Origin of the sequence: Flavobacterium sp. (assembly GCF_046073885.1) — a bacterium.
Classification (GTDB): Bacteria; Bacteroidota; Bacteroidia; order Flavobacteriales; family Flavobacteriaceae; genus Flavobacterium.
Genome location: NZ_JBJTND010000046.1, coordinates 29,171 through 43,948 on the forward strand (window position 1 = coordinate 29,171; position 14,778 = coordinate 43,948).

The 14,778-nt window shown below is 34.0% G+C and carries 13 protein-coding genes and 1 tRNA gene; 8 read left to right on the forward strand and 6 right to left on the reverse strand.

All coding sequences use genetic code 11. The features are described from left to right. Positions 1-41 precede the first annotated feature (41 nt). From ACKOWY_RS06145 to ACKOWY_RS06175, 7 genes are all read left to right on the forward strand, one after another. The gene (locus ACKOWY_RS06145) at positions 42-464 is read left to right on the forward strand and encodes a hotdog fold thioesterase (RefSeq protein ID WP_408940561.1); all 423 of its coding nucleotides are present in this window, start codon (positions 42-44) and stop codon (positions 462-464) included. Beyond that, entirely contained in the window at positions 464-1,519 is a 1,056-nt protein-coding gene (locus tag ACKOWY_RS06150) for an isochorismate synthase (protein ID WP_408940562.1), read from the forward strand. The genes ACKOWY_RS06145 and ACKOWY_RS06150 overlap by 1 nt, the downstream gene beginning before the upstream one ends. 36 nt (positions 1,520-1,555) lie before the next feature. Further along, positions 1,556-2,272 carry a bacillithiol biosynthesis deacetylase BshB1 gene (bshB1, locus tag ACKOWY_RS06155; protein WP_408940563.1) on the forward strand — a complete coding sequence of 239 codons (717 nt, stop codon included), beginning with the start codon at positions 1,556-1,558 and terminating at the stop codon, positions 2,270-2,272. A gap of 62 nt (positions 2,273-2,334) precedes the next feature. Then, positions 2,335-2,408 (forward strand) — tRNA-His (locus ACKOWY_RS06160). A gap of 85 nt (positions 2,409-2,493) precedes the next feature. Next, positions 2,494-3,777: an anthranilate synthase component I family protein gene (locus ACKOWY_RS06165; protein ID WP_408940564.1), complete on the forward strand. Its 1,284-nt coding sequence runs from the start codon at positions 2,494-2,496 to the stop codon at positions 3,775-3,777. 66 nt (positions 3,778-3,843) lie between these two features. Further along, positions 3,844-5,094 (forward strand): tRNA lysidine(34) synthetase TilS, encoded by a 1,251-nt coding sequence (tilS, locus tag ACKOWY_RS06170; RefSeq protein ID WP_408940565.1) that lies wholly within the window; start codon positions 3,844-3,846, stop codon positions 5,092-5,094. Next, positions 5,094-7,094, forward strand: coding sequence for a cytochrome c biogenesis protein CcdA (locus ACKOWY_RS06175; protein ID WP_408940566.1), 2,001 nt, complete (start codon positions 5,094-5,096; stop codon positions 7,092-7,094). Before tilS ends, ACKOWY_RS06175 begins: the two co-directional genes overlap by 1 nt. A gap of 34 nt (positions 7,095-7,128) precedes the next feature. Here the strand turns inward: ACKOWY_RS06175 and ACKOWY_RS06180 are convergent, their stop codons facing one another. After that, the gene (locus ACKOWY_RS06180; protein WP_408940567.1) at positions 7,129-7,329 is read right to left on the reverse strand and encodes a helix-turn-helix transcriptional regulator; all 201 of its coding nucleotides are present in this window, start codon (positions 7,327-7,329) and stop codon (positions 7,129-7,131) included. Beyond that, on the reverse strand, positions 7,319-7,798 hold the full coding sequence (locus ACKOWY_RS06185; RefSeq protein WP_408940568.1) for a hypothetical protein: 480 nt from the start codon (positions 7,796-7,798) through the stop codon (positions 7,319-7,321). Before ACKOWY_RS06185 ends, ACKOWY_RS06180 begins: the two co-directional genes overlap by 11 nt. A gap of 147 nt (positions 7,799-7,945) precedes the next feature. Here ACKOWY_RS06185 and ACKOWY_RS06190 point away from each other — a divergent pair, with 147 nt between their 5' ends. Beyond that, entirely contained in the window at positions 7,946-9,481 is a 1,536-nt protein-coding gene (locus ACKOWY_RS06190; RefSeq protein WP_408940569.1) for a YifB family Mg chelatase-like AAA ATPase, read from the forward strand. Between the two features lies 1 nt (position 9,482). Here ACKOWY_RS06190 and ACKOWY_RS06195 read toward each other — a convergent pair whose 3' ends face one another. The 4 genes from ACKOWY_RS06195 to ACKOWY_RS06210 form a co-directional block, all read right to left on the reverse strand. Then, positions 9,483-10,661 carry a DUF1566 domain-containing protein gene (locus ACKOWY_RS06195; protein WP_408940570.1) on the reverse strand — a complete coding sequence of 393 codons (1,179 nt, stop codon included), beginning with the start codon at positions 10,659-10,661 and terminating at the stop codon, positions 9,483-9,485. Between the two features lies 1 nt (position 10,662). Continuing rightward, complete coding sequence (locus ACKOWY_RS06200; RefSeq protein ID WP_408940571.1) at positions 10,663-12,267, reverse strand: T9SS type A sorting domain-containing protein; 1,605 nt, start codon at positions 12,265-12,267, stop codon at positions 10,663-10,665. 70 nt (positions 12,268-12,337) lie between these two features. Continuing rightward, entirely contained in the window at positions 12,338-14,077 is a 1,740-nt protein-coding gene (locus ACKOWY_RS06205; protein ID WP_408940572.1) for a FlgD immunoglobulin-like domain containing protein, read from the reverse strand. 11 nt (positions 14,078-14,088) lie between these two features. Then, a partial coding sequence (locus ACKOWY_RS06210; RefSeq protein WP_408940573.1) for a T9SS type A sorting domain-containing protein occupies positions 14,089-14,778 on the reverse strand: 690 nt, incomplete at its 5' end.

Below are 14,778 nucleotides of genomic sequence, written 5' to 3' on the forward strand. Positions count from 1 at the left end.
GTTTGTGACTATAAAATTAGTAATTTTGCAAAAAAAATAACATGGCTTTCGATAGAGAACAAATGCTGACATTATGCAAAGAGTGGTCAAATAACACCTTGATGCAAACTTTAGAAATTGAATATGTAGATGCTGGTGAAGATTTTCTTGTTGCAACGATGCCGGTTAACCCTAGAGTGCATCAACCAATGGGGATTTTACATGGTGGTGCTTCAGTTGCATTGGCTGAAAGTGTTGGGAGTGCTGCTTCTTTAATGTTCATTAATCCCGAAAAACAAGAAGTTCGTGGTATCGAAATTTCTGCAAATCATGTTAGAAGTAAGCGCGAAGGATTGGTTACTGCAACGGCTAGAATATTGCATAAAGGTGCGAGTATTCACCTTTGGGAAATTAGAATTGTTGATGAAAATGATAAGTTAATTTCACTTTGTAAATTAACTAATATGGTATTATCTCGTAGATAATGAGTCAATTATTACAAAAAATCCAAAACCATTTTGATGCTAAATTACCGTTTGTTTGCTATTGTAAACCCAATGCAGATCAACTAATTGCACTGTTTCATAAAGATGCTACTTTATTTTCTTTAGATCAAATTGAATCGGGTTTTGCATTTGTATCTTTTGATTCTGAAAAGAAATATGGAATTCCACTAAAAGAATCGGAACAAGCAACCGAATCAATTTCAAATTTTACCGATTTTTCTACTTCTTTAAAAGAAAAGCATTGGGATGAAAATGCCAAAAACAAATTTGAATCACTTGTAAATAAAGCACTAGAAGAGATAAATTCCAATACCTTTGAGAAAGTCGTTCTGTCAAGAAAGGAAGTAATTGAATTGCCAAATTTTTCAATTGAAAAAGTTTTTTCATCACTTATAGTAAAATACCCAAATTCATTTCGTTATTGTTTTTATCATCCTCAAATTGGTTTTTGGATGGGAGCCACCCCCGAGCAATTAATAAAATCATCAGGAAATACAATTAATACGGTTGCATTAGCTGGGACTCAATTGGCTTTGGATAATCAAAATGTAGTTTGGGCAGAAAAAGAAATAAACGAACAGCAAACGGTTACTAATTATATCGTTGATGTATTGCAATCTGCTGGGGGAGAAGTGGTTGTTTCAAATCCATATACTTTTCAAGCAGGAGCAATTGTACATATCAAAACCGACATTCAAGCTAAGTTTGACTCAGAAATAAAAGCATCAAATTGCATTGAATTATTGCATCCAACTCCTGCTGTTTGTGGTTTCCCAAAAGACTTGGCCAAAGCATTTATTCTGAACAACGAAGGGTATAATAGGGAATACTATGCTGGTTATTTAGGAGAATGGAATCAAGATGGAAATTTTGATTTATATGTGAATTTACGCTGTATGAAAATGGAAATTAATTCGCAAAATGTTACTGCATCTTTATTTGTTGGTTGCGGAATTAATAGCGGAAGCCAACCCGAAAAAGAATTTATTGAAACGGTAAACAAGTCGCAAACATTAAAAAGTATCTTGCATTAATTTAGGATTGACTAAATTAGCATTAAATTAGAGCATATGAAATTAGATATTTTAGCTTTTGGAGCCCATCCCGATGATGTGGAATTAGGATGTAGTGGTACTATTGCCAAGGAAATTAGCCTTGGTAAAAAAGTCGGGATTATTGATTTAACTCGAGGTGAATTAGGTACGCGTGGTTCGGTTGCAATTCGAAATTCGGAATCAGAAAAAGCAACTCAAATTTTAGGAGTAGCTGTTCGAGAAAATCTTGACATGCGTGATGGATTTTTTATTAATGATGAAGCACATCAGCTAAAAATCATTGAAATGATTCGAAAATACCAACCCGAAATTGTATTGTGCAATGCTATTCAGGATCGCCATATTGACCACGGTAAGGGAAGTAAATTGGTTTCTGATGCTTGTTTTTTATCGGGTTTGAGAAAAATTGAAACAACACTAAATGGTGAATCCCAACAAGCATGGCGCCCTAAAGTAGTTTATCATTATATTCAATGGGAGAATCTTCAGCCTGATTTTGTAGTAGATATTTCTGGTTTTATAGATGTAAAAATGGAATCTATTTTGGCCTACAGCTCTCAATTTTATGATCCAAATTCAAAAGAACCAGAATCTCCAATTAGTTCAAAAAACTTCCTTGACAGCGTTAAATATCGCGCTCAAGATCTTGGTAGAATCATTGGTGTAGCCCACGGAGAAGGATTTACAGTAGAAAGATATTTGGCTGTCAATAGTTTAAGTGATTTGAAGTAATTTTTTCTTTTTTTCTTTGTATAACGAAAACTTTTACAATATATTTGCACTCGTCAAAAATGGTGGTTGTAGCTCAGCTGGTTAGAGTAGCGGTTTGTGGTGCCGCGGGTCGCCGGTTCGAACCCGGTCAGCCACCCTTAATAAAAAACCTTGAAGAAATTCAAGGTTTTTTTGTTTCTAAAAACTTCATTTATTGTAAATTTGAAAAATAAATCAATCTTTTGAGAACGCAGCTTTCCAAGTTTATAGAAAACCCAACACAATTTAAAAAGTACCTTTTGCAGTGGTCCAATTCCGCTAGGGAAGTGGCTTTTTTGGATTCCAATTCCTATCCTCAAAAATATTCAAGTTTTGATTGTGTTTTGGCTGTGGATGCATTTACTTCAATAAAAACGGATTACATCAATGCCTTTGAAGATTTACATCAATACCAAGAGCAAACAAAAGATTGGCTTTTTGGGTATTTGTCGTATGACTTGAAAAATGATACTGAAGATTTGCATTCAGCAAATTTTGACGGATTGGAATTTCCGGATTTGTATTTTTTTCAACCCAAAAAACTTTTTCTTCTAAAAGGAAATCAACTAGAAATGCATTATTTGCGTTTTTGTGATGATGAAATGGAAAGTGATTTTGAAGAGATTATTCAGAGTGCTGTTTACACAAATCTTACTTCGGAAGTTGTAATTCAGCCACGAATTTCAAAAGAAGAATATGTAGTTAAAGTTGAAAAAATGCTGGAGCATATTCAGCGTGGTGATATTTATGAAGCTAATTTTTGCATGGAATTTTTCGCAGATAATTCTGTAATAAATCCATTGGATGTCTATCAAAAATTAAATTCCATTTCGGAAGCTCCTTTTTCTGTGTATTTTAAAAATGATTCGCAATTCTTGCTTTCGGCTTCGCCTGAACGTTATTTGAAAAAAACAGCTACTAATATAATTTCACAACCCATTAAAGGAACTTCCCGAAGACATACTGAAATTGAATTGGATAAAAAATCAAAAACAGATTTAGAATTCAATGAAAAAGAGCGTTCGGAGAACATTATGATTGTGGACTTGGTTCGAAATGACCTCTCAAGAACTGCTAGTAAAGGTTCGGTAGAAGTAGAGGAATTATGTGGCATGTATTCTTTTAAACAGGTTCATCAAATGATATCTACTATAGTTTCTCAAGTGGAAAATACAATTTCACCAGTTGAGATTCTTAGAACGACTTTTCCTATGGGAAGTATGACGGGTGCGCCTAAGATTTCGGCTATGAATATTATTGAAAAACTCGAAGAAACCAAGAGGGGATTGTACAGCGGGGCTGTAGGTTATTTTACTCCAAATGGTGACTTCGATTTTAATGTGGTGATTCGGAGTATACTATATAATGCTCAAAATCAATATGTTTCATTTTCTGTTGGGAGTGCAATCACCTCACTTTCCGATCCCGAAAAAGAATACGAAGAATGCTTGTTAAAGGCAAAAGCAATGTTTGCTGTTTTAAGTTAAATAAATCCGTATTTTTGAAAGATGCTTGATAAATTAACAGTTCACTTGGATTCCAAATTTCCTTTTTTGAAAGGAAAGCGTTTGTTTTTGGCTGTAAGCGGAGGAATTGATAGCATGGTTTTACTAGATTTGTTTCATCAATTGGATTATGAAATTGAAGTGCTTCATTGTAATTTTTCACTTCGAAATACAGAAAGTGATGGTGATGAAGAGTTTGTGAGGAGTTTTTGTGAAGCGAAATCTATTCCAGTGCATATTCAAAAATTTGACACCAATAAATTTGCTGAGGATTCTAAATTGTCCATTCAGTTAGCGGCAAGAAAATTGCGTTACGATTGGTTTTACAGTCAGTTAGCTAAAAAAAACTTTGATTATATTTTAACTGCCCATCATTTAGATGACAATCTAGAAACCTTTTTAATTAATTTCACGCGTGGTACTGGATTAGAGGGTTTAACCGGAATTCCGGCACAAAATGATAAAATCATCCGTCCTTTGTTGCCATTTTCAAGAGAAGAAATAGAAAAATATGCTTCGGAAACCAATTTGAAATGGCGCGAAGATTCGAGTAATGCTTCCGACAAATATTTTCGAAATAAAATTCGACACAATGTAGTACCTGTTTTAAAGGAACTCAATTCGGGTTTACTTTCTTCTTTTCAAAATACATTGGAGAATTTAAATCAATCCCAATCGCTTGTTGAGGATGCGTCCAATTTGGTTTATGAAAATGTAATACAAGAGGAAGGTAATCAGCTAAAAATCAATATTAATGAATTGCTTAAACATTCTAATTTTAAGGCTTATTTGTTTCAGTGGCTGAAGGATTTCGAGTTTACGGCATGGAATGATATTTATGAATTAGTCACAGCACAATCTGGTAAACAGGTGTTTTCGGATAGTTTCATGGTTTTAAAAGATCGAGATTATTTAATTGTTTCACCAAGAGAAGATAAGGATACTCAGGAATATGAAATTGGAGAGGGGTTTGAGACACCTATAAAATTTTCATTTTGTAACGTGATTCACATTACAAATGTCAATTCCGATTGTATATTTGTCGATGAAGATGCTTTGCAATTTCCTTTAACTATTAGAAAATGGAAAGAGGGAGATTATTTTTATCCGATAGGAATGCAAGGAAAAAAGAAGTTAAGTAAATATTATAAAGACGAGAAATACTCTTTAATTGATAAATTAAATCAATGGATTTTATGTTCTAATAATCAAATAGTTTGGGTTGTTGGAAAAAGACAAGATGATCGTTTTAAAATTACAAAAAACACCAAAAATAAATTACAAATTAAATTACAATAATGAAGAAATTACTTTTTTTACTCTTAGCTATTTTTGCTTTTGTAAATGTGAATTCACAAATTAAAAAGCCTGTTAAATGGACAGCCAAAACAGAAAAGATTTCGGACACCGAATTCAATTTGGTTATGAATGCAACCATTGAGCAAGGGTGGCACATGTATTCTCAATTCACTCCGGATGGCGGCCCATTACCAATTACGGTAACCATTAAAAATCAAAAAGGCAATTTTGAATTGATTGGTAAAACGAAAGAAAGTCCGTACAAAAAAGAGTTCAATAAAGATTTTGAAGTTGATGAATACTATTTTGAAAACAAAGCCACGTTGACTCAAAAGGTTAAAATAACCAATCCAAAAACTGATAAAATTGTTATTAATTTGGATTTTCAAGCTTGTCAAAACCAGTGTATTAATGATAATGTAGATTTGACCTTTGCAATTCCAACAGTAGCTATTGCAGAAACTCCTGATGCTGTTGCAAATACAGTAAAAAGTGATTCAGCTGCAATAGAAAAACCAGCAACTCAAACTGAGGTTAAAACGGCGCCAAAAGTTGAACCAAAAAACGAAGAGAAAAAAGGATTGTGGTCTATTTTCTTCTTTGCCTTTATAGGTGGATTTGCAGCTTTGTTGACACCTTGTGTTTTTCCTATGATTCCGATGACGGTTAGTTTCTTTACCAAACAAAGTAAAACTCCAGCGCAAGGAAAGCGTAATGCGATTATTTATGGGATTTCAATTATTGGAATATATGTTGTTTTAGGTCTGGCTGTGACCGCTATTTTTGGAGCAGATGCTTTAAATGCATTGTCTACGAATGTATGGTTTAATGTGATTTTCTTCGTTTTATTGGTATTCTTTGCAACTTCTTTCTTGGGTGCATTTGAAATCATGTTGCCTAATTCTTGGGCAAACAAAGTAGATCAACAAGCTGATCGAGGCGGAATTATTGGTATCTTATTTATGGCTTTGGCCTTAGCTATTGTATCTTTTTCTTGCACCGGACCAATTGTAGGTACGCTTTTAGTTCAGGCTGCTTCGAGTGGCGGAATCGCTCCAATTGTTGGGATGCTTGGTTTTTCTTCGGCATTGGCACTTCCTTTTATGTTGTTTGCTATGTTTCCAGGTTGGTTAAATTCCTTGCCAAAATCGGGAGGGTGGTTGAACACCGTTAAGGTTTCACTTGGTTTTTTAGAATTGGCATTAGCCTTCAAGTTTTTATCAAATGCTGATTTGGTTTTGCAATTGCATTGGTTTGAAAGAGAAACTTTTTTAGCAATATGGATAGCAATATTTGGAACGTGGGGAATTTATTTATTAGGAAAAATAACTTTACCGCATGATTCACCATTAACACATATTTCAGTTGGAAGATTAATGCTTGCCTTATTAGTTCTTTCGTTTACATTTTATATGATTCCGGGATTGTTTGGTGAGCCATTAAAATTAATTAGTGCATTTCCACCTCCTGAAGAATATAGTGAAAGTCCGAATGGGGTAGGTGGTACAACTGCTGAATTTTCATCTGATCAATTACCGGATGGAGCCGAACGCAACAAACATGGATTGCTTCTTTTTACCGATTATGAAAAAGGGTTGGCCTACGCCAAAAAAGTAAACAAACCAGTACTTTTAGATTTTACGGGTCATGCATGCGTGAATTGTAGAAAAATGGAAAACAATGTCTGGACGGACGAACAGGTTGCTCAAATCTTGAAAAATGAAGTGGTATTAATATCCTTGTTTGCCGATGACAAACGCGAATTACCTAAAAGTGATCAACATATTTCGCCTTCTACTGGATCAGAAATTGTAACTATTGGAGATAAATGGACCGACTTCATGATTACAAAATATAAAACCAATACACAGCCTTTGTATGTTTTGGTTGATTTAGATGGTAATAACTTGAATTCGATAACTCCAACCACTAGCTACGATCCCGATGCACAATTGTTTGAGGATTGGTTGAATCAAGGAATTGCGAATTTCAAAAAATAAATAAAAAAATCCCATTAGTAATAATGGGATTTTTTTAGTCTTCATTTTCTAATTTAAAAATTTCTTCAACCGAAACTTTAAAATAACCAGCCAATTTTAAAGCTAATACCGTAGATGGAACGTATTTTCCTTTTTCCATTGCATTTATTGTTTGGCGACTAACCTGAATTTGTTTAGCCAATTCTTCTTGAGAAATGGTTTTTATAGCTCTAAGCACTTTTAAATTATTCGTCATCGCTAAAAGATTTGTTTAGTTTGAATATCATAAAATGAAAGCGAATAATAAAGAAAATAAGCATCGCAAATATATTTATAATCAAAACATTAAAATAAGAAAAACCATAAATGAATAAAGTGCTCAATATCATTAATCCTAGATTTAAATAAGTTGCCCAAACTAGACTTTCGTATCTAATTTTTGAAATAAATTCATCTTCATTTTTAGTTTTAGAAAATCCAATGAATACTGCGCCTGTAATTATTGAAATAACTAAAAACTCGTCTAATATTCCATTTTTAATAATTGTACAATACTTAATATCAGATAAAATGGTGTCATTCAAAAATGCAAAAACTTGTATCTCATAATTCCTGTCAAAATCAAAATCAGAAAATAGTAAGAATGTTCCTGCAATAAAGCTTGGAATAAATAAAATCCAACCAATTGTTTTAAATTGATTAGGAAATAAAAAGTGAGTTTTCATAAATTATATTTAAAATTACAATTCAAAAGTAAAGTTTATTTTACATATAGACAAATAAAATTTACTAAAAGTATATTTTGTTTTACTTAATGTGTTTGATTTCTTTTTCGTATATTTAATAGACTAGTCAATTAATAGGAAATAATTATGTTGGTAAAAGTCTATGGAAGTGCGGTGTTTGGGGTAGAGGCGTCTAAGATTACAGTAGAAGTCAATATTGATAAAGGAGTAGGGTACCACTTGGTAGGGCTTCCCGATAATGCCATTAAAGAAAGCAGTTACCGAATAGCAGCTGCATTAAAGAATAACGGCTATCAACTTCCTGGTAAGAAAATTACTATTAACATGGCTCCAGCCGATTTGCGAAAAGAAGGTTCTGCTTATGATTTGACTTTGGCGATTGGCATTTTAGTTGCATCCGGTCAAATTAAAGCTGAAGAAGTAGATAAATACATCATTATGGGTGAATTGTCTTTGGATGGTGGTTTGCAGCCCATAAAAGGAGCATTATCGATAGCAATAAAAGCAAGAGAAGAAGGATTTAAAGGTTTTTTTCTTCCCATTCAAAATGTAAAAGAAGCGGCTATTGTTGACGGATTGGATGTATATGGAATTGAAAATGTTACTCAGGTTATTGATTTTTTTGAAGGTAATGGAACTATTGATCCTACGGTTATCAATACTCGAGAAGAGTTTTATAAAACATTAGATTTTCCAGAATTCGATTTCTCTGATGTCAAAGGTCAAGAATCCATAAAGCGATGCATGGAAATTGCTGCAGCCGGAGGACATAATATAATTTTGATTGGGCCTCCAGGATCAGGTAAGACCATGTTAGCCAAAAGACTTCCAAGTATACTACCGCCCATGACTTTGAAGGAGGCATTAGAAACCACCAAAATACATTCGGTTGCGGGTAAAATTAAAGATGCGGGATTAATGAGTCAAAGGCCTTTTCGGAGTCCCCATCACACGGCAAGCAGTGTTTCATTAGTCGGAGGGGGGAGTTATCCGCAACCGGGAGAAATATCGTTATCCCATAATGGGGTATTGTTTTTAGATGAATTACCCGAGTTTAAACGGGAAGTATTGGAAGTCATGCGGCAACCACTGGAAGATAGAGAGGTTACTATTTCAAGAGCAAAATTCACAATTACGTATCCGTCTTCATTTATGTTGGTAGCGAGTATGAATCCGAGTCCGAGTGGATATTTTAATGATCCCGATGCCCCTGTTAGTTCCTCGCAAATGGAAATGCAACGGTATTTGAGTAAAATATCGGGACCACTATTAGATCGCATCGATATTCATGTTGAAGTGACTCCGGTGCCATTTGAAAAACTAACAGAAACTCGAAAAGCAGAAAGTAGTGTAGAAATTAGAAAACGTGTTACTAAGGCAAGAGAGATTCAAACCGTTCGATTTGAAGCATTGGAAAATGTTCATTATAATGCCCAAATGGGTTCGAAATTAGTTCGGGAATATTGTGAACTCAAACCTGAATCACTTGAATTGTTGAAAAATGCCATGGAAAAATTAAACCTTTCGGCAAGAGCTTATGATCGAATTTTAAAAGTGTCTCGAACCATAGCCGATTTAGAAGAATCGGAAAATGTAGAGTCTATGCACATAGCAGAAGCTATACAATACCGAAGTTTGGACCGAGAAGGGTGGCTGGGGTAAATTAGATTTTGATTAATTTTATTTGAATTGATATAATATCTTGAATTGTCAAATAATAAAATCCATTTGAAATTGCAGAAAAATCCTGTTTTTCAATATTTTTTCCGCTGTAAATTAATTTCCCATTTGCGTCAAATAATTCATATGATTCATTTCCGCTAGTGTTTAGCAACTTAATATTTGAAGTAAACGGATTTGAGATTACAAAAACTTTATTATCAGTTTGATAATCGTTATTACTTAAAGTAGGAATTCCTCTTACGCACAGTACATAATTTGAATTAGTTTTAAGATCGTAAGTTGTTATTCCTAGCTGCGTATTCCAATACCAAGCACTTGAAGGATTGGTTGTGTTTGGTTTTAAAGTAGTGGATGACCAATAATTATGAACTCCTAACGCATTAAAATAAACCGAATTTACAGAAGGATTAGAGACACTTTCATCATTAAGTGATTGTAATTCTTTGATGTTTGGAAGGCGCCAATCTGTATTTCCGGCTAAATTTAATCCTTCCGCATAGGTTAAAGCTTGCTCCCAAGTGTAAGTTGTTGTACTTGGAATTTTTTGCCAAACCAGTTGGGTTAAATTGTCTGTAATTGTGCCATTTCCATTATCGGTAAAATGATTCGGGAGTGATGAAGGAGTTGCAATATCTCTCACACAACGGGTATGGTACTTAAATGTTCCACCGGCGCTAATTGTCTCTGATTTTGGTTTGTTTCCAATTCCTCCTCCTGCATTCGTACACCAAACTTTCGTATTATCTCCAACCTGAACGGTGTTAGTCCACCAATATTCTGCAGTGCTTGTTGTAAAGAAAGTTGAATTCATTGCTGGATTGTTATTTTGAAGATTCATCAAAGTAAATCCTTCAATAGGTGATGGCAATCTCCAATCGGTATAACCGGCAAAATTTAAGGCATCACAATAGGGAGCAGCATTTTCATATATCATTTCGCCACCATCTGCTTGTTGCCACATCAATCCGGTAACATTATCTGTAATTGTTCCGTTACCATTATTAGAATAGGATGGTGTGTTTATATTATAATCATGGTCTTCGCCAAATGTTGTAGTGTAACTTGTTGTTTGCCCGGTATCAGGTAACAAGTTTATTGTTTTGGAAATACTTTGCGAAAAAGAAATAGTAGAGATAAATAAAAGTGCTAGTTTCTTCATTTTATTTAACTAATAATTTTTTAGTAATTTGAGCTTCATTGATTTGAAACTTAACAAAGTAAGTTCCTGGAGCTAAATTTTTGATATCTATTGAAGGTTTAAAACTATTTGTTTTTAGCAATAGTTCACCTTTTATTCCATAAATAGCAATATTTTGAATATCACTATCCGTAAGAGTAGTGCCTAAATTAATTTGAAGTAACTCTTTTGCTGGGTTTGGATAAATAGTAATTGCATTATCTAAGGCAAAAACGGTAGCAGCCAATGGAACGGTACATTGGGTAAAACCATTATAATTAGTAGTGGTAGTTCCAGTTGGAGTAACATAATTAAATGTATATGTAGCGCCACTCCAACTAAAGTTAGTTGCATAACCCGGTGTTCCATTTAAAGTATAGGAAAGGTTGTATCCGTTATTATTTGCATTAGCAACACAAGATGTTATCAATGCTCCAACAAGTGGAGTCCAGTTTTCATTTCTTACAGGATGGGCAGCAGCTTGCGGAATTAGTTGGTAGGTAGCATCTTCAGTAACTTGCCCTACAAAACTTCCAATCATATAAGGAGCGGTGGCAGTTCCGTGGTAATGGTATACTCCGTTAGTTCCGTAGTGTCCGTGATTGCTATCAAGAGTTGTCATTGGAGTTCCATCTGGTTCTACGCTTCCGTATACTGCAAATCCATCAAAAGAAAAAGCACATGGAAGATTAGTTGTAGTTTGACCTAAAGTGTATAAATGTGTTGGTGCGATGTGATAATGATAATCATCTCCTCGGCCGCAATGACCTCCGTAAGTATCTAATTGACCATCCAAATACGAATCTACTCCTGTATTAGTATGATAATTAAAAATAGGAACTCCATTTGCTGCAATACCAATTGCACCTCTTGTAAAATGTACATTGTCAATAAGAGTTGGGGTAGCAGCAATGACTGGATTTAATGGAATACTCCAATGATTTGTTCCAATATAACATTGCGGATTAGGTACTTGCTGTTGCCAACCATGATTTGATATTCCAACCATCATGGTGTGGTTTGGAATTCCTTTACTTTCAACATAAAAATAGGTGTTATCCCAAGAGGTATGCACATTTGGAATAAAAGGAATAAATGCTGAATTTACAAAGTTCGGATCGGTTGTGGTAAGTAATTTTTTTCCAAATCCGAATAATGTCAGTAGGCTTCCTGCAAAAAATAGAGGAATTAAGTATTTTCGATTTTGATTATTTGAAAAGAAATAAACACAAATTCCAATTAAAATAAATATCAGAATCAGTGTTATTGCTTTATTTGATAAGAAAACGGAATTATTTTTGGTTATTTGGCTCGAGTAATGCGTATTTAAATTAATAATTGCATTTTCTCTTTTTTGAACATAAGTTTGATCTGCTGAAGATAGATATTTTAAAGGCACATCAATTAAATTGTTGTGTTCGTCTTCAATAGATACCATGCCATTTTTATATTTATGAAATGATCCCTCAATATGTTTATTCTCTTTTTGGATATACCAATGTCTAAGAACTTGATTTTCATAATTAGGTGTATGTGATGTCATTGAAATGCTAAAAAGCAATAAACAAAATGCGACTATTTTTTTCATAATTTATGTTATTTAATTATTAGATGTTTTTTTAATAAAATACTTGTGCAATGAAGTTAAACTAAATAGTTTATCTTTTTAATATCATTTTACCAGATTTTATTTCTCGGTTTTCACCTGAAATTTTGAAAAAATAAATACCATTATTAACTTCACTTCCGGAGTTGCTTGTTCCATCCCATACCACTTGGAATTTACCTTCATTCACAAAGTTTCCTGGAATTAAATTTTTTATTTCTTGTCCTAATTCATTATAAATAATTATTGAAATGTTTTGGGCTTTATTTAATGTAAATGAAATGGTGGTTTCTTTTGAAAATGGATTGGGATAAGTGATTTCATCTGCATAGTTGCTATTCCAAATCACAGCCGAATTCGTACTAAGATTATAGCAATTTGTTAACCCAATTGAATAGGTTGCTGAAATATCTTTATTGTGGCGCGTAGCGCTTTCTTGCGATGTTAGATAAGCCCGCACATAATCTACTTGAAGTCCTGTTCCGGTAACGGTAACTCTTAAATGCCCTGAATTCCCTACAATTTGTCCTGCTAAGTAGCCATAAGTTGCCGCTTGAGAAGGATAATTAAAATTAGGTAAACTTGGTTGCGGTGTTTCTTGATAAACTAAACAATCTTTATCTTGTTTAACAAATAAATGATCATGCCCATGAAAAAAGATATTAACATGATTTTCGGTTAGTAAATCTTTAATTGGTTTATACCATCCGGGTCTATAAGTTGCGAATCCTGGGGTAACTCCATCATAATTCATTCCTCCCCATTCGTATTTATCAGCAAATTCTGTTCCGCCTCGTCCTTCTGGGTCACCACCAACAATTTGATGTGCAAAAATAAATTTGAATTTGGCATTGCTGCTTTCTAAAGTGGTTCTAAGCCAATTGTATTGAGTTAGTCCAAGAGACCAATTCCAACCGGTATTTGCAGTTGCATTAGGTTTAGGATTGGTGTACCAATAGGGATCGATTACGATAAATAAAGCATCTCCCCAAGTCCAAGAATAATAGGCATTTCTTTGCCCAGGAGTATTGTTAGGTCCTACAAAATTTTGTTGGGTAGTGTCACCAGAATAAAAACCATCAGGTCCTGGATTTAAAAAGTACTTGTTGCGTTCTTGGGTATTCCAAATAGCAATATTATCAGCTGTTCCGGTTAAATTCCAACCTGCTTCACCTTCATGGTTTCCTAAAGCAATAAATAAAGGAACCGAGTGACAAATAGTTTCATAATTAGAGCGAAGTAAATTGCATCGGTACGGAATTGTGTCATGAGGAATGGTATTTGTGGTAAGATTTTTTAATTTATCTGTCATTAAAAAATCCCCTAAATCAATCATAAAATCGGGATTGTCTTCCAATTGATTTTGTAAACATCTTTGATATAAAGCTACATTGGTAGAAGCATCCATGTGAGGATCGGCCTGAACTACAAAAGTAAAAGCACTACCAAGTTGTCTTTGAGTATGAAAAAAATGCTCTCCTCGTGTGGTAAAATTAATATCACCCGGATTTCTATGAATCACTCTGTAATAATATTTAGTATCCGGTTGAAGTCCGTTAATGGTAATTTCTGCAGGTGCATTAGCAGCAAAAGTTTGCCATGGAGTTTGAGATGTTAAATTACCACTAGTTGTTCCAAATTGAACTGCCATTTCTGCTGGGGTTGAAAAAAACATTTTAAGGGCAATCCCCGTATCTCTTGGTTTTCCTAAAACCTCTTGTCTTGAAACCGTTTGAGCGATTAGGTTACAAGTAAATATTATGGTTACTATTATTAAATAGTTCTTTTTCATATTATATCGGTTTAGTGCTTAATGATTATTTTTTTTGTCCAATTGTTATTTTGGTCACTTTTTAAAAAGTAGATTCCATCTGCAATTTTAGAAGTGTCTATTTCATTCATTTCAAATTGAAGAACAGATTGACCTAATAAATTAGTTAATTCGTATTTATGATTGGTAGAATTATCTGTAAAATTAATGGTTAACAAGTTACTTGCTGGGTTTGGATAGACTACAACTTCAGGTTTTGTAGTGCTAACTTGATTAGAATTTAAAGCACAAGTTCCAATAGAATAGGAATGGCCAATTTCTCCATTTGTATGTCCTGCAGAACCTGTAGTTCCTGGAATATATGATTTTACATAATCTACTGTTACACAATCCGGAGTGACATTTACTTTAACATGACCAGTGCCATCTAAAGTTACATCGGTATATGCATCACCATTAGAGGTAAATCCATAGGTATAAGTGGCATCACTTGGCATAGGAACTTCTTGATATACAACTCCGTTTAGTTGCTCTTTTGCATATAAATGATCATGTCCTTGAAAGAAAATATCGACTCCAGTATCTTCGAATACTTTTTGAATGGGTTTTCCCCAACCCGGACGGTATTGGTCAAATTTATATTGATTTCCTTGCATGCCTCCCCATTCAAATCCGGGCGCCCAAACAGTTCCACCTCGACCTTGTCCTCTTGAATGATGTGC

What these genes read in the sequence shown, in the direction of transcription:
- ACKOWY_RS06195 (WP_408940570.1), bottom strand. Translation starts at nt 10,661, where the DNA reads ATGAAGAAACTAGCACTTTTATTTATCTCTACTATTTCTTTTTCGCAA.
- ACKOWY_RS06190 (WP_408940569.1), top strand. Translation starts at nt 7,946, where the DNA reads ATGTTGGTAAAAGTCTATGGAAGTGCGGTGTTTGGGGTAGAGGCGTCT.
- ACKOWY_RS06180 (WP_408940567.1), bottom strand. Translation starts at nt 7,329, where the DNA reads ATGACGAATAATTTAAAAGTGCTTAGAGCTATAAAAACCATTTCTCAA.
- ACKOWY_RS06185 (WP_408940568.1), bottom strand. Translation starts at nt 7,798, where the DNA reads ATGAAAACTCACTTTTTATTTCCTAATCAATTTAAAACAATTGGTTGG.
- ACKOWY_RS06150 (WP_408940562.1), top strand. Translation starts at nt 464, where the DNA reads ATGAGTCAATTATTACAAAAAATCCAAAACCATTTTGATGCTAAATTA.
- ACKOWY_RS06175 (WP_408940566.1), top strand. Translation starts at nt 5,094, where the DNA reads ATGAAGAAATTACTTTTTTTACTCTTAGCTATTTTTGCTTTTGTAAAT.
- ACKOWY_RS06145 (WP_408940561.1), top strand. Translation starts at nt 42, where the DNA reads ATGGCTTTCGATAGAGAACAAATGCTGACATTATGCAAAGAGTGGTCA.
- ACKOWY_RS06205 (WP_408940572.1), bottom strand. Translation starts at nt 14,077, where the DNA reads ATGAAAAAGAACTATTTAATAATAGTAACCATAATATTTACTTGTAAC.
- ACKOWY_RS06200 (WP_408940571.1), bottom strand. Translation starts at nt 12,267, where the DNA reads ATGAAAAAAATAGTCGCATTTTGTTTATTGCTTTTTAGCATTTCAATG.
- bshB1 (WP_408940563.1), top strand. Translation starts at nt 1,556, where the DNA reads ATGAAATTAGATATTTTAGCTTTTGGAGCCCATCCCGATGATGTGGAA.